Annotated in this window: 23 protein-coding genes; 17 read left to right on the top strand and 6 right to left on the bottom strand. The window is 41.0% G+C overall.

Annotated elements, in window-relative coordinates:
- Positions 1-216 precede the first annotated feature (216 nt).
- Complete coding sequence (locus tag C0966_RS09165) at positions 217-654, top strand: BrxA/BrxB family bacilliredoxin (protein ID WP_274855075.1); 438 nt, start codon at positions 217-219, stop codon at positions 652-654.
- Between the two features lie 143 nt (positions 655-797).
- Here C0966_RS09165 and C0966_RS09160 read toward each other — a convergent pair whose 3' ends face one another.
- Positions 798-1,943, bottom strand: coding sequence for an iron-containing alcohol dehydrogenase (locus C0966_RS09160; protein ID WP_274855074.1), 1,146 nt, complete (start codon positions 1,941-1,943; stop codon positions 798-800).
- 507 nt (positions 1,944-2,450) lie between these two features.
- On the opposite strand from C0966_RS09160, the gene C0966_RS09155 reads away from it, so the two are divergent.
- The 3 genes from C0966_RS09155 (at position 2,451) to C0966_RS09145 (ending at position 4,701) form a co-directional block, all read left to right on the top strand.
- Positions 2,451-3,245 carry a transporter substrate-binding domain-containing protein gene (locus C0966_RS09155; RefSeq protein ID WP_274855072.1) on the top strand — a complete coding sequence of 265 codons (795 nt, stop codon included), beginning with the start codon at positions 2,451-2,453 and terminating at the stop codon, positions 3,243-3,245.
- A gap of 81 nt (positions 3,246-3,326) precedes the next feature.
- The gene (locus C0966_RS09150; RefSeq protein WP_274855071.1) at positions 3,327-3,986 is read left to right on the top strand and encodes an amino acid ABC transporter permease; all 660 of its coding nucleotides are present in this window, start codon (positions 3,327-3,329) and stop codon (positions 3,984-3,986) included.
- Positions 3,979-4,701, top strand: a complete 723-nt coding sequence (locus C0966_RS09145; RefSeq protein WP_274855069.1) for an amino acid ABC transporter ATP-binding protein — start codon at positions 3,979-3,981, stop codon at positions 4,699-4,701. The genes C0966_RS09150 and C0966_RS09145 overlap by 8 nt, the downstream gene beginning before the upstream one ends.
- A 94-nt stretch (positions 4,702-4,795) precedes the next feature.
- On the opposite strand, the gene prli42 is transcribed toward C0966_RS09145, so the two are convergent.
- Positions 4,796-4,891, bottom strand: a complete 96-nt coding sequence (gene prli42, locus C0966_RS09140) for a stressosome-associated protein Prli42 (RefSeq protein ID WP_274855068.1) — start codon at positions 4,889-4,891, stop codon at positions 4,796-4,798.
- A gap of 168 nt (positions 4,892-5,059) precedes the next feature.
- On the opposite strand from prli42, the gene mce reads away from it, so the two are divergent.
- The 7 genes from mce to C0966_RS09105 all read left to right on the top strand — a co-directional run bounded on the left by mce (position 5,060) and on the right by C0966_RS09105 (position 12,797).
- Complete coding sequence (gene mce, locus C0966_RS09135; RefSeq protein ID WP_274855066.1) at positions 5,060-5,482, top strand: methylmalonyl-CoA epimerase; 423 nt, start codon at positions 5,060-5,062, stop codon at positions 5,480-5,482.
- Positions 5,475-7,025, top strand: coding sequence for an acyl-CoA carboxylase subunit beta (locus tag C0966_RS09130; protein WP_274855065.1), 1,551 nt, complete (start codon positions 5,475-5,477; stop codon positions 7,023-7,025). Before mce ends, C0966_RS09130 begins: the two co-directional genes overlap by 8 nt.
- 65 nt (positions 7,026-7,090) lie before the next feature.
- Positions 7,091-8,209, top strand: a complete 1,119-nt coding sequence (locus C0966_RS09125; protein WP_274855063.1) for a M20/M25/M40 family metallo-hydrolase — start codon at positions 7,091-7,093, stop codon at positions 8,207-8,209.
- A gap of 143 nt (positions 8,210-8,352) precedes the next feature.
- Positions 8,353-8,838, top strand: coding sequence for a chemotaxis protein CheW (locus tag C0966_RS09120; RefSeq protein WP_274855062.1), 486 nt, complete (start codon positions 8,353-8,355; stop codon positions 8,836-8,838).
- 116 nt (positions 8,839-8,954) lie between these two features.
- Entirely contained in the window at positions 8,955-10,238 is a 1,284-nt protein-coding gene (locus C0966_RS09115) for a DNA polymerase IV (protein WP_274855061.1), read from the top strand.
- Between the two features lie 122 nt (positions 10,239-10,360).
- Positions 10,361-11,770, top strand: coding sequence for an NADP-dependent phosphogluconate dehydrogenase (gndA, locus tag C0966_RS09110; RefSeq protein WP_274855059.1), 1,410 nt, complete (start codon positions 10,361-10,363; stop codon positions 11,768-11,770).
- 109 nt (positions 11,771-11,879) lie between these two features.
- Positions 11,880-12,797, top strand: coding sequence for a DUF1002 domain-containing protein (locus tag C0966_RS09105; protein ID WP_274855057.1), 918 nt, complete (start codon positions 11,880-11,882; stop codon positions 12,795-12,797).
- A gap of 77 nt (positions 12,798-12,874) precedes the next feature.
- Here C0966_RS09105 and zwf read toward each other — a convergent pair whose 3' ends face one another.
- Positions 12,875-14,371 carry a glucose-6-phosphate dehydrogenase gene (gene zwf / locus C0966_RS09100; RefSeq protein WP_274855752.1) on the bottom strand — a complete coding sequence of 499 codons (1,497 nt, stop codon included), beginning with the start codon at positions 14,369-14,371 and terminating at the stop codon, positions 12,875-12,877.
- 265 nt (positions 14,372-14,636) lie between these two features.
- Here zwf and rnz point away from each other — a divergent pair, with 265 nt between their 5' ends.
- The gene (gene rnz / locus C0966_RS09095) at positions 14,637-15,569 is read left to right on the top strand and encodes a ribonuclease Z (RefSeq protein ID WP_274855056.1); all 933 of its coding nucleotides are present in this window, start codon (positions 14,637-14,639) and stop codon (positions 15,567-15,569) included.
- A 221-nt stretch (positions 15,570-15,790) separates the two neighbouring features.
- On the opposite strand, the gene namA is transcribed toward rnz, so the two are convergent.
- On the bottom strand, positions 15,791-16,810 hold the full coding sequence (gene namA, locus C0966_RS09090; protein WP_274855054.1) for an NADPH dehydrogenase NamA: 1,020 nt from the start codon (positions 16,808-16,810) through the stop codon (positions 15,791-15,793).
- Positions 16,811-16,886: 76 nt separating this feature from the next.
- Entirely contained in the window at positions 16,887-17,723 is an 837-nt protein-coding gene (proC, locus tag C0966_RS09085; protein ID WP_274855053.1) for a pyrroline-5-carboxylate reductase, read from the bottom strand.
- Positions 17,724-18,254: 531 nt separating this feature from the next.
- Between proC and C0966_RS09080 the strand changes: the two genes are divergently transcribed.
- Together C0966_RS09080 and C0966_RS09075 are read left to right on the top strand one after the other, a co-directional pair.
- Positions 18,255-19,217, top strand: a complete 963-nt coding sequence (locus tag C0966_RS09080) for an MBL fold metallo-hydrolase (RefSeq protein ID WP_274855052.1) — start codon at positions 18,255-18,257, stop codon at positions 19,215-19,217.
- 14 nt (positions 19,218-19,231) lie between these two features.
- Positions 19,232-20,023, top strand: a complete 792-nt coding sequence (locus C0966_RS09075; protein WP_274855051.1) for an SDR family NAD(P)-dependent oxidoreductase — start codon at positions 19,232-19,234, stop codon at positions 20,021-20,023.
- A gap of 208 nt (positions 20,024-20,231) precedes the next feature.
- Here C0966_RS09075 and C0966_RS09070 read toward each other — a convergent pair whose 3' ends face one another.
- Positions 20,232-20,426 carry a YqzH family protein gene (locus C0966_RS09070; protein ID WP_274855050.1) on the bottom strand — a complete coding sequence of 65 codons (195 nt, stop codon included), beginning with the start codon at positions 20,424-20,426 and terminating at the stop codon, positions 20,232-20,234.
- A gap of 172 nt (positions 20,427-20,598) precedes the next feature.
- On the opposite strand from C0966_RS09070, the gene C0966_RS09065 reads away from it, so the two are divergent.
- The 3 genes from C0966_RS09065 to C0966_RS09055 all read left to right on the top strand — a co-directional run bounded on the left by C0966_RS09065 (position 20,599) and on the right by C0966_RS09055 (position 22,622).
- Positions 20,599-21,858 carry a DNA polymerase thumb domain-containing protein gene (locus tag C0966_RS09065; protein ID WP_274855049.1) on the top strand — a complete coding sequence of 420 codons (1,260 nt, stop codon included), beginning with the start codon at positions 20,599-20,601 and terminating at the stop codon, positions 21,856-21,858.
- Between the two features lie 26 nt (positions 21,859-21,884).
- On the top strand, positions 21,885-22,220 hold the full coding sequence (locus C0966_RS09060) for a YolD-like family protein (protein ID WP_274855048.1): 336 nt from the start codon (positions 21,885-21,887) through the stop codon (positions 22,218-22,220).
- 75 nt (positions 22,221-22,295) lie between these two features.
- Positions 22,296-22,622, top strand: a complete 327-nt coding sequence (locus tag C0966_RS09055; protein ID WP_274855047.1) for an iron-sulfur cluster biosynthesis family protein — start codon at positions 22,296-22,298, stop codon at positions 22,620-22,622.
- The last annotated feature ends 98 nt before the right edge of the window (positions 22,623-22,720 follow it).

The raw sequence follows: 22,720 nt of genomic DNA, 5'->3' as shown, positions 1-22,720 counted from the left end.
AGCTGCGTTTTGCAGCTCTTTTTTTACATATGTTCAAAAAAACGGATAGTGCAGCGGGCACTATCCAAAATACTAGGGGATATTGGGGATCCAGCTGTACTTATCTTTACCCTTTGTTCGCTTCGTTAAACTTTTTATGGGCAAATTTCTTTGTCTGAATGGAAAACATGGTATGATGTAAGTAACCCTATATTATTACTCATAAGGAGCGATCGTATGAACATTGATTTTAATTTATTTATGAATGATGTCGTTCGCCAGGCCCGCCAGGAAATTGTAGAAGCCGGTTATACAGAATTAAAAACTCCGGAGGAAGTTGAGGCTGCATTTGCGAAGAAAGGAACTACTTTAGTAATGGTAAATTCCGTTTGCGGCTGCGCCGGCGGAATTGCTCGTCCTGCTGCTCAGCATGCTTTACACTATGATAAACGGCCTGACCATTTAGTTACGGTTTTTGCCGGACAGGACAAAGAAGCTACCGAGAAAGCGAGAAGCTATTTTACAGGATATCCGCCATCCTCTCCTTCATTTGCATTATTAAAAGACGGGAAAATTTGCACAATGATCGAACGCCATGAAATTGAAGGTCATGAGCCGATGGAAGTTGTGATGAAATTACAGAAAGCATTTGATGAATATTGTGAAGAAGTTTAGTTTTTCTGAGCCCCGGTTGTCCGGGGTTTTTTCTATCAATCTATCAATCTATTAATCGATTAATCTTGTATGTTCTACTATTTAGTCTAGCATCACGAAAAAGCGTCTCTTGAAATTCAAGAGACGCTTTTCCAAGATTATTATTACAGAGCGTTTTTGATGATTTGTGCAATGTCTTGAACTGTAGCAACACGTGGGTTGCTTTGAGTACATACGTCTTCGAATGCGTTTTTCGCTAATAATTCGATATCCTCTTCTTTCACGCCCATTTCTGCATAGCCAGATGGGATACCGAAGTTTTTGTTATAGCGTTCAAGCGCTGCAATTGCTCTCTCAGCAGCTGCTGCAGTGCTTAAGCCAGAAACATTCTCGCCTAAAAGCTCAGCAATGTGTGCGAAGCGCTCAGTTTTAGCAATTAGGTTGAATGCGCAAACGTGTGGCATATTAACTGAGTTACAGATTCCGTGTTGTAATTTGTAAACTCCACCTACTTGGTGAGAAATAGAGTGTACTAATCCTAAACCACCGTTGTTAAATGCCACTCCTGCCATGTATTGTGCATAAGCCATTGCTTCACGTGCTTCGATGTCTTCTCCGTTTGCCACCGCTTTTGGTAAGTATTCATTGATGAGTTTCATTGCTTGAATTGCAAATGCATCAGTAACTGGTGTAGCACCTTTTGCAACATATGCTTCAATTGCGTGTGATAATGCGTCCATACCAGTTGCGATTGTTAATCCAGCTGGTTTTTTCACCATTAATTCTGGGTCAACAATTGCTACAGTTGGAGTAATTTTCTCATCAATAACAGGCATTTTTACTTTACGTGCAGAGTCTGTAATAACTGCAAGAGATGTTGTTTCACTACCAGTACCAGCTGTTGTAGTGATTGCAACTACTGGAACGACTGGTTTTTCTACACTGTTTACACCTTGATAGTCATTGATTCTTCCGCCGTTTGCTGCAACTAAACCGATTGCTTTAGCTGTATCGTGAGAGCTACCTCCACCGATAGAAACAAGTGCATCACAGTTTTCTTGTTTGAATACATCTACACCTTCATGAACTTGTGTATCTGCTGGATCTGGTTGAGCTTTTGGGAAAATCGCAACATCAAGGCCAGCTTCACGAATGTTTTTAGCAACTTCTTCAGATAAACCTGTGCTATGAAGAAATGCATCTGTAACGATAAGCGCTTTCTTAGCTCCAATTTGCTTAAGTCTTGTTCCTACTTCCTTTACTGCACCTCGTCCAATTACGCTGGCTGGTGGAATGAAAAAGTTTGTCATTCTTACTACCTCCTATTTATGTAATTGTTTACAAAACTAGTTTAAATCCTAATCTATGTGTTTGTCAATATAGTTTTTGTAAAATTCTTATTTTTCTAAATTATATTTTTCAAGCAGCTAGATTATTTGATTGTAGGATCGTATATTGCTAGCTTCTCACTATCATATGAAAAAAAGAATAAAATACTGCCTTTTCTCCTACACCAATTTTGATTTACAGAGCGATGGTGGGAAGTCGATCTCCATTGAGGGAACCTTTTATTTCTTGATCATTTCGCAGTACCGGAGGATTTTCTATGCATAAAATTTTTCAGAATAATATAAATAAAAGAACTTTAATTTTATATTTAGAAATTATATTGCATAAATATTCGATTGTGTTAAAATGCATTTTAGTGAATTTATATTAATATTCGGTTTCATCAGCGAATCAATATGCAGTTGAAATCAAAAAATAAACAGATAGCATTCACAAATATCTTCAAAAAAATTATAGGAGGAAAGTATATGAAAAAGCATATTTCATTATTTTTGATAAGCATTCTCGTTATTGGGCTTTTGGCTGCTTGCGGCACTAATAAGAAAGATTCTACTAATGAAGGGAATAGTGCTGATGGAAAAAAGGTTTTAATTATGGGGACTTCTGCTGATTATCCTCCATTTGAATACGTTGATACCGCAAAAAGCGACGAGATTATCGGGTTTGACGTTGATCTGGCAAAAACGATTGCCGATAAACTCGGATATGAAGTGAAGGTGAAGGATATCGAATTCAGCGGTCTTGTTCAAGCGCTAAAATCAGGCCAAGTAGACTTTGTCTTAGCAGGGATGACACCGACAGAAGACCGTAAAAAGAATGTTGATTTCAGTGATATCTATTATACAGCGCAGCATATGATCGTCTCCAAAAAAGACAGCGGCATTGAAAAATTAGAAGATCTAAAAGGGAAAACGGTTGGTGTTCAGTTAGGTTCAATTCAAGAAGCAAAAGCGAAAGAAATTGCGGAAAAAGTAGAACTAAAAATTGAAAACCGCAACCGAGTACCAGAACTTATTCAAGAAATTATGACGGGCCGTTTTGATGCGGCAATCATTGAAGATACAGTAGCCAAAGGATATTTTGAAAAAGAAAAGAATCTTGCCGGATTTACAATCAGCGATGATCCGGAGGAAGCAGGCTCAGCCATTGCATTTCCTAAAAACAGCGAGCTTACAGATGATTTCAATAAAGTATTAAAAGAAATGAAAGAAAACGGCGAGCTGGATAAATTAATCGTAAAATGGTTCGGCGGGGAAAAATAATGACACAGTCATGCGTTCAGAAGGCTGAAGCCTTTCTGAACGTTTTTGAATTTTTTCATATAGAGAGGATGGATTGACCGGATGAATTTGGACTTTTCACAATTTATTCCCTCCTTGCCTTATATTTTGAAGGGGATCGGGGTTACACTGCAAATTGTCATTCTGGCCGGGATGATGGGATTTGCGTTTGGAGTTATTTTAGCGTTATTTAAAATTAGTTCTTTCAAATTACTTGGCTGGTTTGCAGATGCTTATACTTCCATTTTTCGCGGAACGCCGCTAGTGCTTCAGCTTATGTTGATCTACTACGGATCACCGCAAATTGTCGGGTTTCAAATTGAGGCATCCACTGCAGCTGTTCTTTCCTTTAGTTTAAATTCGGCAGCATATATATCGGAAATTATTCGGGCCGGTATTTTGGCGGTCGATAAAGGACAGCGGGAAGCATCGATGGCACTCGGAATCCCTTATAAACGAATGATGTGGGATATTATTCTCCCGCAAGCATTAAAAAATATTTTGCCTGCTTTAATGAACGAATTTATTACGTTAACAAAAGAATCTGCTATAGTGACCACCGTCGGCGTGATGGATATTATGCGCCGTTCATATCAGGTAGGGGCTGATAAATACTCATTCTTCGAACCATTGCTTATTGCCGGCATTATTTATTATTTGATGGTTATGGCGCTAACGTTGATTGGAAAGGGTATGGAAAGGAGAATGAGACGGAGTGATTAAGATAGAAAACCTTCATAAAAATTTTGGGAAGCTTGAAGTTTTAAAAGGAATAACGACAACCATTCATGAAGGGGAAGTTGTCGCCATTATCGGCCCATCCGGTTCAGGAAAATCTACTTTCCTTCGGTGCATGAATCTTTTGGAAGTGCCGACAAGCGGAAAGATATGGATTGATGGCAAGGAAATCACCGATAAAAAGACAAATATTATGAAGGTGCGGCAACATGTAGGGATGGTGTTTCAGCATTTTCACTTATTTCCGCATAAAACCGTATTAGAAAATCTAACATATGCACCCATTAAGGTGAAAGGTTTATCTAAAGTAGAGGCAGAAAAGCATGGACATGAGCTGCTTGCGAAAGTCGGTCTTTCCGAAAAAGCAGATGAATATCCTGGAAGATTATCAGGCGGCCAAAAGCAGCGGGTCGCAATCGCTCGGGCTCTGGCTATGCAGCCAAATGTCATGTTATTTGATGAACCGACTTCAGCGCTTGACCCTGAAATGGTAAAAGAAGTACTAGAGGTTATGAAATCATTAGCCCATACAGGCATGACGATGGCGATCGTAACACATGAAATGGGCTTTGCGCGGGAAGTGGCCGACCGTGTTTTGTTCCTTGACGGAGGAGTTTTAGTTGAGGATGCCTCTCCTGAAGAATTTTTTAACAACCCTAAGAGCAAGCGTGCCGAGGATTTCTTGAAAAAAATACTTTAGGTTGTACTAATAAAGGACTGTTCACAGCGAACAGTCCTTTATTTATTTCTATACTATTTTCTGTTCATTGGAAGACTATCAGAAAATCGTTATGTTAAAAGAACATTGAAAGGCCTGTAATGAGAGTTGAAGCAAGCATGATGAAAATCATTAAATAAACAATCAGTTTCCTAATTTTTCGATTAGACAAAAAAATCCTCCTCCAGAAATCAATAAACTCTCTGTCTATATATTACAAGGGATCGCAAAATCGAACAACCGCTCAGTTTTTGAAAGATTTTCGACATTTTTTTAGTATAATTAGTATAATAAATAATAAAAACATTTTTAATAGAGTAAATTTTATGGAGGAGAGCAGATGATTAAAAAAGTTGATCATATAGGGATTGCTGTAAAATCTTTGGATAAAACGCTTCCATTTTATACGGAAGTTCTTCGCCTTGAATTGCTTGGGATCGAAGAAGTAGAAAGCGAAAAAGTAAAAGTTGCCTTCCTGAAAGCCGGTGAAACAAAGCTTGAATTATTAGAACCTACTGCAGAAGACAGCCCGATCGCAAAATTTATTGAAAAGCGCGGAGAGGGGATCCATCATGTTGCTTTAGGTGTCGAATCGATTCAAGAGAGGATCAATGAAATGAAAAGCAAAGGTATCGCAATGATTCAAGACAAGCCAAAAACAGGGGCAGGAGGTGCACTTGTCGCTTTTATGCACCCAAAATCAACAGGCGGCGTATTGTACGAATTTTGCGAAAAGAAAGGAATGAACGAACAACATGGCTGATATTTACGAAAAAATAAATGAATTGTATGACCGCCGCCGCGAGGTCGAAATGGGCGGGGGCGATGAAAAAATAGAAAGGCAGCATGAAAAAGGAAAGTTAACAGCTCGTGAAAGAATCGATCTTTTAGTCGATCCCGGAACGTTTGTAGAGTTAAATCCGTTTATTGAACATCGCTCAACTGATTTTGACCTTGATAAACAAAAAGGACCCGGAGACGGAGTGGTAACAGGCTATGGGAAAGTAAACGGACGTCCGATCTATTTATTTTCACAAGATTTTACGGTTTTTGGCGGAGCCCTTGGGGAAATGCATGCGAAGAAAATTGCACATGTGATGGATTTAGCAGCAAAAAATGGTGCGCCGTTCATCGGGTTAAATGATTCAGGAGGAGCGCGAATTCAGGAGGGTGTCGTTTCCTTAGACGGATACGGACATATTTTTTACCGCAATGCAATTTATTCCGGCGTCATTCCGCAAATTTCTGTCATCATGGGCCCATGTGCCGGAGGTGCGGTTTATTCGCCGGCAATTACAGATTTTGTATTTATGGTTGAAAAAACAAGCCAGATGTTTATTACAGGGCCAAAAGTAATTGAAACAGTGACGGGGGAAAAAATCTCTGCCGAGGATCTTGGGGGTGCGAGAGTTCACAATTCAATCAGCGGAAACGCCCATTTTTCTGCAGAAAAAGAAGAAGAAGTTCTTGAAATGGTTCGTCAGTTATTAAGTTACCTTCCGCAAAATAATGAAGAAAAACCTCCAAGATTAGAAGAGGATGATGCGGATGATTACCGCCCGGATTTAACCGATGTCATTCCTTTTGATGCGGTCCGGCCATATGACGTAAGAAATGTGATTAACCAAGTTGTAGATGAAAACTCCTTCATGGAAATACACAAAGATTTTGCGAAAAATATCGTTGTCGGTTTTGCGCGAATTAAGGGAGAAGTAGTGGGCCTTGTATGCAATCAGCCGAAGTTCATGGCCGGCGGGCTAGATATTGACAGTTCTGATAAAGCTGCAAGGTTTATTCGATTCTGCGATTCTTTTAACATTCCAATCATTACGTTTGAAGATGTGACCGGCTTCTTTCCGGGAGTAAAACAGGAGCATGGCGGGATTATTCGCCACGGGGCAAAGATTTTGTACGCTTATTCAGAAGCAACGGTGCCGAAGCTAACTGTTATTTTACGGAAAGCTTACGGAGGAGCTTATGTTGCATTAAACAGTAAAGCGATCGGAGCTGATTTGGTGTTCGCTTGGCCAAATGCGGAAATCGCCGTGATGGGTCCTCAAGGTGCGGCGAGTATTATTTTTGCTAAAGAAATTCAAAATAGTGAGAATCCGGAACAAACACGGCAGCAAAAAATTGAAGAATACCGGGAGAAATTTGCAAATCCATATGTCGCAGCGAAAATGGGAATGGTCGATGATGTCATCGATCCGCGCGAGACAAGAATTAAGCTGATTCAGGCTCTTGAAATGCTGAGAAACAAAAAAGAATCGCGCCCGCGCAAAAAACATGGAAACATCCCGCTATAATTGCCTGATCGATCAAAGAATAGGTATACTGAAATAGTGAGCAAATTTCAGGGGGTATACAATGCATGATTAATCAGGAACGATTATTGAATGAGTTTTTGGAATTGGTTCAAATTGATTCAGAAACAAAAAATGAAGCGGAAATAGCAAAAGTTCTTAAGAATAAGTTTACGGAGTTAGGTGTGGACGTATATGAAGACGATACTACTGCACAAACAGGCCATGGAGCCGGCAACTTGATTTGTACGCTGAAGGGAACAAAAGACGGTGTGGATCCAATCTATTTTACTTCCCATATGGATACAGTAGTTCCCGGAAAGGGTGTCAAACCTTCGATTAAAGATGGTTATGTTGTGACCGACGGTACAACGATTTTAGGTGCTGATGATAAAGCCGGACTGGCAGTCATGCTCGAAACAGTACGGGTCTTAAAGGAACAAAATATTCCGCACGGCATGATCCAATTTATTATCACAGTCGGTGAAGAATCAGGATTAGTGGGGGCAAAAGCACTTGATTCATCGTTAGTGAAAGCGAAATACGGGTATGCGCTTGACAGTGACGGGAAAGTCGGCAATATTGTCGTTGCTGCACCAACCCAGGCAAAAATTTCAGCTGTTATCTTAGGGAAAACTGCTCACGCCGGTGTAGCTCCTGAGAAAGGTGTTTCTGCAATTACGATTGCGGCAAAGGCTATTGCGAAAATGCCGCTTGGCCGAATTGATGAAGAAACAACTGCTAATATCGGCCGTTTTGAAGGAGGAACGCAAACGAATATTGTTTGTGACCGGGTAAATATTTTAGCGGAAGCGCGCTCACTCGTACCGGAAAAAATGGAAAAACAAGTTCGGAAAATGAAAGAAGCATTTGAAAGCGCCGCAGAGGAAATGGGCGGTAAAGCGGAAATTGAAGTTCAAGTCATGTATCCGGGATTCAAATTCGGCGAAGGTGACCATGTTGTGGAAATTGCACGAAAAGCCGCTTCTAAAATTGGCCGGAGCTGTGAGTTGTTAAAGAGCGGCGGCGGCAGTGATGCAAATGTCATTGCCGGATTTGGCGTTCCGACAGTTAATCTTTCAGTCGGCTATGAAGATATTCATACAACCAATGAAAAAATGCCAATTGAAGAGCTCAACAAGCTGGCTGAGATGGTAATTGCAATCATAGAGGAAGTCGCGGCTTAATTTAAACCATTGGGGAGGACCATACAGGTTCTCCTTTTTATGTCAGAAAAATATGAAATGCCTCATAGACAAAACTGTCCTATTGTTTGTAAGATGACAATAGGGAAAAAATTGGCTGGCGAAGAAAGAAGGAGAATTTAAAAATGAGCGAAATAAACAAGGCTGTTGTCTTTCGCGTTGGCAGCGAAGAATATGCATTTCCAATTCAGTATGTCATTTCAATTGAAAAAATGGAGAGTACAACTCCAATTCCGCATTTGCCCGAATATGTAATAGGAATCGTGAAAGTCAGAGGGGAGTTGATCCCGGTTGTCGATTTTGAAAACATCTTATATAACCGCCAAATAAAAATCAATGAAGGAACGAGATTAATCGTTTTACATACACCGGAGATGTCTCTCGGCGTTCTCGTAAATGAAGCAAAGGAAATTGTTGACATTCCTTCAGACAAACTTAATCAAATTGGTTTAATTGCTTATCAAAAAACAAGTTATTTTACCGGTGTGGCCAACCTTGAAAAGCGTTTAATAACTGTTATCGACCCTTTAAAACTCATTCAATCACTTGAAGGAATTCGTGAAATTCAAGAATACATGAAATCACAAGCAAGATCCGAACAGCATACATAGTACTGCTGTTCTTTTTATTCTATTTTAAACTCGGAGTCTTTTTCTGCTCAATTTTTCACATATCATTGATTCTTTTGGTAAAATAACATTAGAACATATGTTAGGAAGTGCAAGGCATGAAAGAAATGGTTCCGAAAAAAGGGCGAGTGATTCTGCATGTTGATATGAATAGTTTTTATGCTTCCGTCGAAATGGCATATGACCCTTCCTTAAAAGGCAAACCCCTTGCAATTGCCGGAGACGTGGAACAAAGAAGGGGAATTATCGTAACTTGCAGCTATGAAGCCAGAAAATTCGGGGTTAAAACGACCATGCCCTTATGGGAAGCAAAGAAACTTTGCCCACAGCTTATTGTCTTGAAACCTAACTTTGAGCGCTACCGTGCTGCTTCCATTAAAATATTTGAAATTCTGCGCCAATATTCCGATCTCGTTGAACCGGTTTCGATTGATGAAGGTTATATGGATATTTCCGAAAGCGGTGAATTTGGATCACCGATTGAAATTGCCCGAACGATCCAAAAGAGATTGCTGGAACAGCTTGATCTTCCGTGCAGCATCGGGATTGCACCAAATAAATTTCTCGCCAAAATGGCCTCCGATATGAAAAAGCCGCTTGGGATTACGATACTCCGCAAGCGGGATGTTCCGAGTATCCTCTGGCCCCTTGATGTTGGACAAATGCACGGCGTCGGCAAAAAAACGGCTGAAAAGCTTGCGAAAATCGGAGTCAGAACAATCGGTGATTTAGCAAAAGCGAACGAAATCCAACTTAAAAACCTTCTTGGGATAAACGGTGCCAGATTAAAGGAACGGGCAAACGGACAAGACAATCGCCCGGTCGACCCGGACTCTGTGTCTGATTTTAAAAGTGTCGGGAATTCAACGACTCTACCGAAAGATATCTCCAATCAGCAAGCCTTATTTCAAGTCTTGGATGGATTAGCGGAAAAAGTTGCAGCCCGATTAAAAAGGAAAAAGGTTTTAGCTGCTAATATTGCCATTACGATCCGGTATAAGGATCGAAAAACGATCACAAGAAGCAAAAAATTGAGTAATCCTGTCAGCCAAAAGGATGAAATTAGCCAGGCGGCAAAAACTCTGTTCCTCAAACATTGGAACGGAGATCCGGTCAGATTGTTAGGAATCACCGGAACGGATTTGCAGGAAAAAGGGCATGCTGTTAAGCAGCTTGATCTTTTTTCTTACGAACAAGAGGCAAAAAAAGAGCCGCTGATCCATGCTCTTGAAAAACTTCGCGAAAAATACGGAAATCATATTATTGAAAATGCCGGTGCAAAAGCAGAAATCGATATTAAATCAAAAATAGGAATAGATACAAGTTTTAACAAGGATTTCCTTCAAACTTTTACAAATGGAGGAAAAAGAAAAAAAGAATAAGGGGCAAACGTTTTTTTCCAAAGAAAGGTTCACTGGTTGCATCTTATTTTGAAAATTGCTAAAGTAAAAGTGGATTTTTCTAAACATTGGGTAATTTAATTACAAGAAGGGACGTTAGAAGAATGACGAAACAGCAAATTGGTGTAATCGGTTTAGCTGTAATGGGGAAAAACCTCGCGTTGAACATTGAAAGCAAAGGCTATACAGTGTCTGTTTACAATCGTTCCCGTGAGAAAACCGATAATATGCTAGCCGAAACAAAAGGAAAAAATATTGTTGGTACATATTCGATTGAAGAATTTGTTCATTCGCTTGAAAAACCAAGAAAAATTTTAATAATGGTTCAAGCCGGTGCAGGAACAGACGCAATAATCGAACAATTGAAGCCGCACCTTGAAAAAGGTGATATTTTAATTGACGGCGGAAATGCATTCTTCGTTGATACACAGCGCCGCAATAAAGAATTAAGCGAACATGGCATCCACTTTATCGGTACGGGAGTTTCCGGCGGGGAAGAAGGGGCTCTGAACGGTCCGTCCATCATGCCCGGCGGCCAAAAAGAAGCATATGATTTAGTGGCTCCAATTTTTAAAGACATTGCAGCAAAAGTCAATGGCGAACCTTGTACAACATACATTGGCCCTGATGGTGCAGGCCATTATGTGAAAATGGTTCATAACGGAATCGAATACGGAGACATGCAGCTAATTTCGGAATCTTATTTCCTTTTAAAGCATGTTCTCGGATTAAATGCCCAAGAATTGCATGAAGTATATGCTGAATGGAATAAAGGTGAGCTTGACAGCTATTTGATTGAAATTACAGCTGATATTTTTACAAAAATAGATGAAGAAACAGGCAAGCCGCTTGTTGATGTTATTTTAGATACAGCCGGCCAAAAAGGAACCGGCAAATGGACAAGCCAAAGCGCCCTTGATTTAGGAGTACCACTTCCAATCATTACGGAATCAGTGTTCGCCCGATTTATCTCTGCAATGAAAGAAGAACGTGTTGCAGCAAGCAAGCAGCTTCGCGGTCCAAGTGCCAAGACATTTACAGGGGATAAAGAAGCGTTCATCGAATCAGTCCGAAAAGCTCTGTACATGAGCAAAATTTGTTCTTATGCGCAAGGATTCGCGCAAATGAGGGCGGCATCTGATGAGTATAATTGGGATCTCAAATATGGAGAAATTACGATGATTTTCCGCGGCGGCTGCATCATCCGCGCGCAATTCTTGCAAAAAATAAAAGAAGCATACGACCGTGACCCAGGACTTAAAAATCTTCTCCTTGACCCATACTTCAAAGAGGTTGTCGAAAGCTATCAAGATGCACTTCGCGAAATTATCAGTGTCGCTGTTCAAAACGGCATCCCGGTTCCCGGTTTCTCCGCAGCATTGTCTTACTATGACAGCTACCGAATGGAGACATTGCCTGCCAACCTCATTCAGGCGCAGCGCGACTATTTCGGTGCTCACACTTACCAGCGCATTGATAAAGAAGGAAGCTTCCATACTGATTGGATGAAGTAATGAGAAATAGCAGCGCATCATTTGTGGTGCGCTGTTTTTCTGTAACTTTTTTCTGTCATAACCAGTCAATAAATATGGAATTCTTTTTAAAGAAAAGGAGATTGCTAAAATGTTTAAACGTTTTATGAAATGGGTAGTAGCCGCAGCAATATTCACTTTTGTCTTCAGTTTGGGAAATATGGCTTATGCGGCAAACGGCGGCAGCGATGAAGAAAGCATTAATGAAAAATTCGGCCTTCCCATTGTTGTTTATGGCGAAGCATTATCCGCTGCCCAAAAAGAAGAGGTTAGAAAACTATTAGGTGTTAAAGATACAAGCAAAGTGAAAGAGATTACGGTAACAGGCAAGGATCTTGTCGCTTATATTGATGGGGACCCTCATTCCAATATGTATTCATCTGCAAAGATTACAAGAAAGGAAAAAGGCGAGGGTCTTCTTGTTAAACAAGTCACACCGGAAAACATTACGGAAGTAACAAATGAAATGTATGCCAATGCCCTTTTGACAGCTGGGATTGAAGATGCAGTTGTTGAAGTCGCTTCTCCGGTGAAAGTAAGCGGACACTCTGCTCTCGTTGGGATTTATAAAGCATATGATACCGGGGAAGGAACGGAGTTGAATAAAGATCGTACAGAAGTGGCGAACGAAGAATTGAGCCTTGCCACAAACCTGGCTAAGAAAGAAGGGCTCGACCAGGACAAAGTAAGTGAGCTTTTAACAGAGATTAAAAAGGAAATTGCAAAACAAAATCCGGCGACTAAAGAAGAGGTCGAACAAATTATTGATGAAAAAATAAAAACGCTTGAAATCCAATTAAGTCCGGAAGACCGTCAGCTGCTCATTGATCTTTTTGAAAAAATGCGTAATCTTAACATTAATTTTGATAATGTCCAATCACAGTTAGATGACTTGACAAAAGACATCCAGAAAAGAATTGAAGAAACAGTCGGTGACAAAGGATTTTTAGATGCCGTTTCTAATTTCTTTAAAGAACTAATCGAGGCGATAAAAAGTATATTTTCCTAAGCAAGGTTTTTATCTTATAAATAATAAAGGGGTCTGACCCTTTGCTTATGAGTCAGCCCCTTTCTTAGAACATTATATTATTCCTCTACATCAAGATCTGTGACTGGCCACCAGAAGAAGCCGTCTTTTTCCAACAGTTCGTCTGCCGCTTTTGGCCCCATTGTACCGGCTTCATAGTTAGGGAAGCTTGTCTCTTTTGTATTCTCCCATACTTCAGAAATTTTATCGGTAAAACTCCATGATAAGGCCACTTCATCCCAATGGGTAAAGTTTGTAGCATCACCGCGTATGCAGTCATACAAAAGCTTTTCGTAAGCTTCAGGGGTATTCATTCCGTCAGCCCCTTTATTCAAAAAGTTTAATTTTACCGGAGTGGTCTCCATATTTTGTCCTGCTTTTTTTGCGTTTAAATGAAGGGTGATTCCTTCTTCAGGCTGAATATGGATCACAAGCAAATTCGGGTTTAACGTTTGATCTGTTTGATAATACAAATTCATCGGAATATCTTTAAACTGGATCACAATCTTTGTCGATTTTGCTTTCATCCGCTTTCCGGTTCGAATATAAAAAGGAACTCCGGCCCAGCGGAAATTATCGATCATCAATTTGCCTGCTACAAACGTTTCCGTATTTGATTCTTTATCCACCATCGGTTCTTCCCTGTATCCCGGCACGGTTTCTCCATTAATTTTGCCGCTTCCGTATTGGCCTCTGACAAAGTAGTCATTGACTTCTTCAGCTTTCAACGGACGCAATGCCCGCAGCACTTTTACTTTTTCAGAGCGGATTTCGTCTGTCGTTAAGCGGATCGGCGGCTCCATCGCTAAAAGTGCGACCATTTGCAGCATATGGTTTTGGACCATATCCCTTAACGCGCCGCTTTTTTCATAATAACGGCCGCGCTCCTCAACACCAAGAATTTCACTTGATGTTACTTGAATATTCGCGATATATTTATTGTTCCATAGCGGTTCAAAAATCGCATTCGCAAATCGGATCTCTTCAATATTTTGAACCATTTCTTTTCCGAGGTAATGATCGATTCTGTAAATCTCCTTTTCAGAAAAAGCAGTTCGAATCTGCTTGTTCAGTGCTTTGGCAGACTCGAGATCATGACCGAACGGTTTTTCAATCACGAGGCGTTTAAATCCTCGTACATTCGTAAGTCCGTCTTTTTTCAAATGTTCAGCGATTGTTCCAAAGAATTCCGGCGCCATCGCGAGATAAAAAATTCTGTTTCCTTCCAAGCCATAATTTCTGTCAAGTTCCTCTGCCAGCTGATTTAAGGCAGTATAAGAACTTGAGTCAGTTACGTCATGTGAATGATAGTAAAATCTTGAAATAAAATCATTGACATCTGTAGGATTATCATTCGATGTATGGAGCGAATTTTTTACAGTTGTTTGAAAATCGTTGGTGGAAAGCGGCCTTCTTGCCACGCCAATCACTGCAAACCGTTCCAATTTCCTTTTTGTATACAAGTTATAAAGGGATGGGAACAATTTTCGTTTTGCCAAATCTCCTGTCGCTCCGAAGATCATAATAAGTGCAGTCGGTTTTCCGTTCTGTTTCACCATTTAAGAACCTCTCTTTTTCTTTTTCGAGTAAATAGATATGTACAAAATATAAAGACCATTCAAGTACAAAATTTTATAGGTTTCATGCTCATTTAGCAAATGTTTCTTACCTGATTAGTTTTCTACTTTCAGTTGGAACTATGCAATTCCAGCTGCTTATTAAGTGTGGTATAGTTGAATGTAACAAAAATTCTCGAATCCGATGTCATGAAGGGCTTTGGTTTTACCATACATTCGGCAGTTTTTGAAAGGATTGAAGGAAATGGATGTTTTTTTCTTAGGGACAGGTGCCGGCGTTCCTGCCAAGTTAAGAAATGTCACTTCTATTGCTTTAAAGCTGTTAGAAGAGCGGGGCGCCATTTGGCTGTTTGATTGCGGGGAAGCAACACAGCATCAAATCTTACATACGTCAATTAAACCGAGAAGAATTGAAAAAATCTTTATAACCCATCTTCACGGCGACCATATTTACGGCTTGCCGGGACTGCTTTCAAGCAGGTCTTTTCAAGGCGGTGAAACAGAGGTTGTTTTATACGGGCCGAAAGGGTTAAAGGAATATGTGAGTATAAGTTTATCCGTAAGCCAGACGTTTTTAAAATATCCGCTGAAAATCGTTGAAATAGAAGAAGGCGTTATTTTTGAAGATGATCAATTTACCGTAGAAGCCTTGCTGCTTGATCATGGAATTCCATCTTATGGATACCGGATTATCGAAAAAGACCGGCCAGGAACACTATTGGCAGATAAACTGATGAAGGCAGGCATCAAACCGGGGCCTATTTACAAGAAGATAAAAAATGGCGAATCTGTTGTTCTTGATGATGGTACGGTACTAGAAGCGGCTGATTTTCTCGGTCCCGCCCAAAAAGGGAGAGTCGTTTCCATCCTTGGAGATACAAGAGTATGTGAAAATGCTGTCCAATTAGCGCGAAATGCCGATTTGCTGGTTCATGAAGCTACATTTTCAAAAGGCGAAGAAAGATTGGCATACGAGTATTTTCATTCGACCACTCGCCAGGCTGCAGAAACGGCAGTAAAAGCAAATGTCAAGAAACTATGCTTAACACATATCAGTTCAAGGTATAACCGGGATGATTGGCTTAAACTAGTCAAGGAAGCAAAGGAAATATTTCACGAAACAGAGATTGCCGAAGATTTTAAAGAAATTCATATTCCTGTTAAAAAGCAGAGCTGAAGCGGATCTCATTAATTCATTTATGAGCCTTCATTTTGAGATATGAGCTTTTATTTCGATTTATGAGCGGTCAATCTAATATATGAGCCTATAATTTCGTTTATGAGCCGTCGATCACATTTATGAGCTTTCAATCCAATTTTGTAAATAAGAAAAGCCGGGCTTGCCCGGTCCTTTTCTTACTCGGATTGAGCACTTGCATGCATTCATCTACTTGTAAATTATATCCAACCCCGCTCGTATTGCTTTGGTGCTTCAATTTCAACACCAAGCTCTTTTGCGGCGGTTCTTGGCCAATATGGGTTTCTTAGCAGTTCCCGGGCGAGAAAAATGAAATCAGCACGATCATTTTGCAGAATTTCCTCTGCATGAAGGCCGGAAGTGATTAACCCGACAGTTCCTGTCAAAATGCCGGCTTGTTGTTTAATTTTTTCGGCAAATTGAACTTGATAGCCCGGATAAACCTTTATGTGTGCGGGAACTAGACCGCCTGAGCTGACATCAATCAGGTCGACTCCCTGCTCTTTCATCCATCGGCACATCACAACATAATCGTCTACTGATAAGCCTTCATCATGATAATCGCTTGCAGACACCCTGACGAAGAGAGGGCCGTCCCAAACGGATTTTACTTCATCGATGACTTCTCTCAAAAAGCGGTAGCGGTTTTCCGGTGAGCCTCCATATTCATCTGTACGTTGATTAGATAAAGGGGATAAAAATTCATTGATTAGGTAACCATGGGCTGCATGAATTTCAATTACATCAAAGCCCGCTTTGATTGCGCGCTCGGCTCCATTTTTAAACGCTTGAATCGTCTCTTTTATTTCTGTTGTTGTCATTTCTTTTGGCGTTTTCATTTGTTCGTTGAACGGGATGGCAGACGGCGCAACGATTTCTCCTTCTACCGTCGATTTTCGTCCGGCATGGGCGATCTGGATACCGGTTTTCGCACCATGCTCTTTTATTAAATCTGTTAACTTCTTCAGCCCGTCAATATGGTCGTCGCTCCAAATCCCTAAATCTTGAGGAGAAATTCGGCCTTGTGGAGTAACGGCAGTGGCTTCGACCATTATAAGCCCGACTTGCCCGACCGCCCGGCTGACGTAGTGTGTATAATGCCAATTTTGGACTTTGCCGTCCTGATTGTGGCTGGAATACATGCACATCGGCGACATAACGATTCGATTTTTAAATGTTGTGTTTTTGATCGTAAATGGTGAAAACAGCTTTGCTTCCAAAACGAATTGCCTCCATTCCTTTTCGTATATTTAAAGTATAACAGTGCTGTATTGGAATAGGAAACGTGTAATGTGACTACGGCTTTACTGCTACTGCTTCGCTTAACATGCTTCCCAGGCGTTTAGATTGTGCGGTTGCTTCTTTAATGCAGGATATAAATGCGTGCTGAACGTCGTGGGCCTCGAGAACTTTAATGCCGGCTTCTGTTGTTCCGCCCGGACTTGTTACTTCCCGGCGCAGCTGCTCCGGCGATTTTGATGATTTTGTCAGCATTTCCGCTGCTCCGAGCAGCGTTTGCACAATTAATTGTTTTGCAACTTCTTTTTCAAGTCCAATTTCAACAGCGCTTTTTTCCATTGCTTCGACAAGATAATAAATATATGCCGGGCCGCTTCCCGACAGGCCGGTTACCGCATCAAGTTGTTCTTCTTCAACAAAAGTTGTTAGCCCGATTGTTTCAAACATTTGTTTTACGATTTTCTTTTGTTGATCCTTAACCATTTTATTAACAGCTATCGCGGTTGCAGATTTCCCGATTGCTGCTGATGTATTCGGCATTGCTCTTACGATTGCCAGGGATTTGCCGGAAAGCTCTTCAATACTGGAAATCGATATTCCAGCCAAAACGGAAATAATCAGCATATCTTCTGTTAAGTAATCTTTAATGCGGGTAATGGCTTCTGCAGCGTCTTTCGGCTTCATCGCTAAAATTACTGCATCTGTATTTGAGAACAATTCTTCTAAATTGTAAGAGGTATTCACGCCATAATCTTGACTCATGCGGTTTAGTTTGTTGTCATCTTTTCGATTTGTTACCCAGATTCTGTTCTTCTCTATCAGGTTGCTCTTCAGCATTCCGGAGATCATTGCTTCCGCTATCGAACCTGCTCCGACAAAAGTAAGCTTCTTCATTTTGTTTCCTCCTGTATTTTTATTTCAACATTCTGGAATTTATGAAAATAAAAAAGACCTTACATCCGTAAAGGACGAAAGGTCTATCTTCCGTGGTACCACCTTCATTCACCTTTTCCAGACTAACAAGCCAAGTTAATAGAAAAGGTGCAGCTCTGATCCGATAACGCCGGATATGCGTTTAGGTTTGCCTAACAGCTCGTAAGGTAGGTTCAATGGTCAAGAGGGCGGTGAAGCCTTTCAGCCGGTGAGCTTCACTCTCTTTCGCCGTTTTCCATCTACTGGCCTTACTCATTGCTTCGTTACATAATAGTTTTAATTGTAATTATGCAAGAAAACATATTTATCTGTCAAGCGGGAACTTGCATTATTTTTTAAATTATCTAAAAAATAGTTATGTGAAAATAATGACAATTTACAAAAAGAGCGATAAACTAATTAATGTATTCCAGAATATGCACGACTGGATGGTATTATACAAATAATTGGACACGATGAATTTTATACAAATATAATAAGGAGTCTAAAACAATGACTGAATGGAAAAGCGGAATTGCAAAGATTACCTTGCCGACGCCATTTGCGGTCGGTGATGTTAATGTTTTCTTAATAAAAGGAGATCGGCTGACTCTTGTTGATGTCGGTCCGAAAACTGAGTCAGCATGGGAAGCATTGAAAAGCCAGCTCAATGATTTAAAATTAATACCAGAAGATATTGAACAAGTTATTTTGACGCATCACCACCCGGACCACTCTGGTTTGCTTGACTTCTTTCCTCAGTCATTGGAAGTATACGGCCACTTTTTAAATGAGAGATGGATAAACAGGAATCAATCTTTTCTTGAGGAGCATGATGATTTTTATCGAAAGCTTTTTGTCGAATTTGGCATTCCCGAAAAGTTCTTTTCTTTTATTGATATAATGAAAAAGTCACTGAAATTTTCATGCAACAGGTCTCTCACCGGAACGCTGACCGAAGGGGAAAATCCGCCCGGGCTGGATAATTGGGAAGTACTTGAAACACCGGGCCATGCACAGAGCCATATTGCGCTGTGGCGCAAAAAAGACGGGATTTTAATTGGCGGAGACCTATTATTGACATCGATTTCCCCGAATCCTTTGCTTGAGCCCCCGCTGCCAGGCATGACCGAGCGTCCAAAGCCTCAGCTTCAATATAATCATTCGATAAAACGGCTGTTTGATCTTCCGATTGAACGGATGTATACGGGGCATGGCACGGACATTACGGACGTTCATCAATTGGCAGAAAAAAGACTGGAGCGCCAGCATGAAAGGGCGATGCAAGTAAAAAAATGGCTTGAAAAAGAAGAGCTGACCGTGTTTGAAATTTGCAAGCGCCTATTCCCGGCCGTTTATGAACGGGAATTACCGCTCACAATTTCAGAGACGATCGCCCAGCTTGACTATTTTGACTCATTAGGTGAGATTGATATGATGAAAGACAATCAAACTTATATTTTTAAAGCTAAATGAGGTGACCTGAAGCATTGGAACGGTTAAAAAGCAAAAATATCATCATTACCGGGGCATCAGGAGGAATTGGCGCGGAAATTGCCACACTTTGTGCTGAACGGGGAGCAAATCTGGTATTGCTTGCCCGAAGCATAGATAAACTGGAAATTTTAAAGAAAAAGCTTGAAGGGCAGTACAGTGTCCAAGTTTATGTTTATAAGCTAGACGTGTCCGATACTGATCAAATCCAGGAAATATTTCAAAAAATATTCAAAGAAATCGGCCGGGTCGATGTTTTAATTAATAATGCGGGTTTTGGAATTTTCCGTGAAGCACATAAAATAACGATCGATGAAATGAAAGGGATGTTCAATGTCAATGTGATCGGGCTTATGGCTTGCACAAGCATGGTGCTTCCGAAGATGAGGGAGCAGCGTTCCGGCCATATCATCAACATTGCCTCCCAAGCCGGAAAAATTGCAACGCCGAAATCAAGCGTTTATGCAGCAACGAAACATGCTGTTCTCGGCTATACAAACAGTTTGCGGATGGAGCTTGCCGATTATCATGTGTATGTGACCTCAGTCAATCCGGGGCCGATTGCGACCAACTTTTTTCAAATTGCCGATGAGAAAGGTACATACGTTCAGAATGTCAAGAGGATTATGCTTCAGCCTGAATACGTAGCCAAAAAAGTTGTCGATAAAATTTTTACTCCTGTCAGGGAAATTAACCTTCCCCGCTGGATGAATGCGGGAAGCATCATTTATACGTTATTTCCGCGGTTATTTGAGCGGCTCGGCAAGAAAGCTTTTAATCAAAAATAGGAAAACAAAAATTACGTTATTTTTATGTGGGTGTTCCGGCTCGATAACGCGCGACTTTTTCGGATATATCGACCACTTTACAGATATATCTACCATTTTCTCGTATGCGACTCGTAAATATACTGATTAAATGATAAACCGCAACTGGCGATTTCTTCACTTTTATTCGATTTTTTTGTGAATAAAAGTGAAGAAATGCCTCCTCATCTCACTCTGTCAAGTATTCATAAACAACATCATTGACGATTGTATACAAATTACCAAGCGGCTCCTCTTCTATCAAATCCATTACTTTTTTATAAAGCTGTTCGTATTCTTCTTCGCTTAACGGAATCGACTCCCGGTTATGTCCGTATTGCTTGAAACAATTTTCGATCATTTTTATCACAAATTTTTTCTCCATCTCTTGCACCTCAAGTTCGATTATACCTCTTCCCGGAAAAAGTGCCATACTGGCAAGAAAGCCGATATCAAGAAATTCGTCGTTAAATTTCCATTGAAATCGAACACATATTCGCTTAATATATGGGTATAATGATAGAGAACGTATGTTCTAAATTTTAGGAGGCAGGATCATGGTTGATTACAGCAAGATGCCGCACAATAAAATTTTATGCATTGATATGAAGAGCTTTTATGCAAGCTGTTCTGCTGTCATGCTTGGTCTTGATCCGCTTGAATGTTACCTGGCTGTTGTCGGGAATGTAGAACGGCAGGGAAGTGTCGTTCTTGCCGCATCTCCCCGGCTGAAAAAGGAATTCGGCGTTAAGACCGGTTCCCGGTTGTTTGAAATTCCCGATGATCCCCGTATCCAACTAGTAGAGCCGAAAATGGCAACATATTTGCGGATTTCCACTGAAATTACCCGTGTATTTCACCGTTACGTTCCGAAAGAAGCGATTCACACTTACAGTGTCGATGAGAGTTTTATCCAAGTAGACGGCGTTGTTGATCTCTGGGGTGATCCGATGACCATTGCGAAAAAAATCAGGGATGATCTTGAACGGGAGTTTCAGCTGCCGTGCGCGATTGGCATCGGACCGAACATGCTTATGGCAAAGCTGTGTCTTGATCTTGAAGCAAAAAAACAAGGGATTGCCGAATGGACGTATGAGGATGTGCCAAAAAAACTGTGGAACGTTTCCCCGCTCCGGGAAATGTGGGGAATCGGCAGTCGAGTCGAAAAAACGCTCAACAGCATGGGAATTTTCACAGTCGGGCAATTGGCCCGCTACGATTTGAAAGCACTTGAAAAGAAATTTGGAATCATGGGGAACCAGCTTTATTATCATGCATGGGGAGTCGACCTTTCCGATATCGGGGCGCCGATTATGGAAGGGCAGATCAGTTTTGGAAAAAGCCAGGTCCTATTGCGCGACTACAAGGAAGAGCATGAAATTAAAGCTGTCATATTGGAAATGTGTGAAGAAGTGGCGAGAAGAGCCCGAAACCACAAAAAGGCGGGAAGGACGATCAGCTTTGGCCTCGGCTACAGCCAGGATGAATTCGGCGGCGGCTTTTACCGCTCCCGGACGGTTGAGCAGCCGACAAACGTAACAATGGACCTTTACCGGGTTTGTCTGGATCTTTTTCATGAATTTTATGAAGGAAAAACGGTCCGGAAAATTTCCATTTCACTTGGAAACATCGTCGATGATAATCAAATGCAGCTCAGCCTGTTTGATTTAAACGGTTGGAAAAAGCACGAACTCGGTTATGCTGTCGATCGTATTCGCAGCCGGTTTGGATCAGGGGCATTGCTGCGGGCTGTTTCCTATACGGAAGCCGGAACAGCCAGACACCGGGCGACTCTCGTTGGCGGCCATAAAATGTAAACGAACTGGAGTGAGGTGGAGAAACGATGATACGAGACCGGGGAAGGATCAAATGGACATCGATGATGCTTCCTGAACATGTAAAGCTGCTCAGAGACTGGGCAAAGGAAGATATGTACGAGAACAAAATAGAGCCCGATGAACAGCAGCTTGAAGTGATGAATGAAGTGATGGCGGAAGCAATGGAATTTAAAAAAAGCGTAGCAATTACGTATTACAGGGGGCGGAGGTACCAGCTCGTCATCGGCACTATTCATTATTGGGATGAAACAGCCAAAAAACTCCATGTGGTCGACCGTTTTGAAGAAGTGCACCAGATTGAAATTTCAAGCATTGCTGATGTCCGGTTTGCAGATGAATAGAAAAGCGAGCCGGATAAAGAAAAACGGAGCTCAAAATGCTACAATAAGGTCATGCAACAAGAAAGGAGCATTCAGGTGGAAATCACATTAACAGACGAGGCTGCCAGTAAACTTGATGAGAAAACGGCGGGAAAAACAGGTTATTTAAAGCTAAAATATGATACAGACGGATGCGGCTGCGCCGTAAACGGTGTAACGGCTCTTTGGTTCGTCAGCGAAACAGACAGTGACGACGAAGAAATTGTCACAAACAACAGGAGCATTTTTGTAGAGAAGTCGGCAAAAGTTTTGCTGGATGAAAAAATGAAAATTGATTTTTTAGAAAGTGCCAATTGTTTTCAATTAAAAAGTTCGGGCGAGATCATAAACGGAAGAATGAGCTTTATTGATAAAACAAAATAATAAAAATAAGATCAGGCGGGGCTGACTCTCAGCCTCGTTTTTTTTTATGTGTCGGACAATAAAACAACAGGTGCAGTGAAATGCACCTTATATTAATG

The organism is Bacillus methanolicus, assembly GCF_028888695.1.
GTDB lineage: Bacteria > Bacillota > Bacilli > Bacillales > Cytobacillaceae > Bacillus_Z > Bacillus_Z methanolicus_B.
Note: the sequence above shows the minus strand (reverse complement) of the source record. Positions and strands in the feature narration are given on the sequence as shown.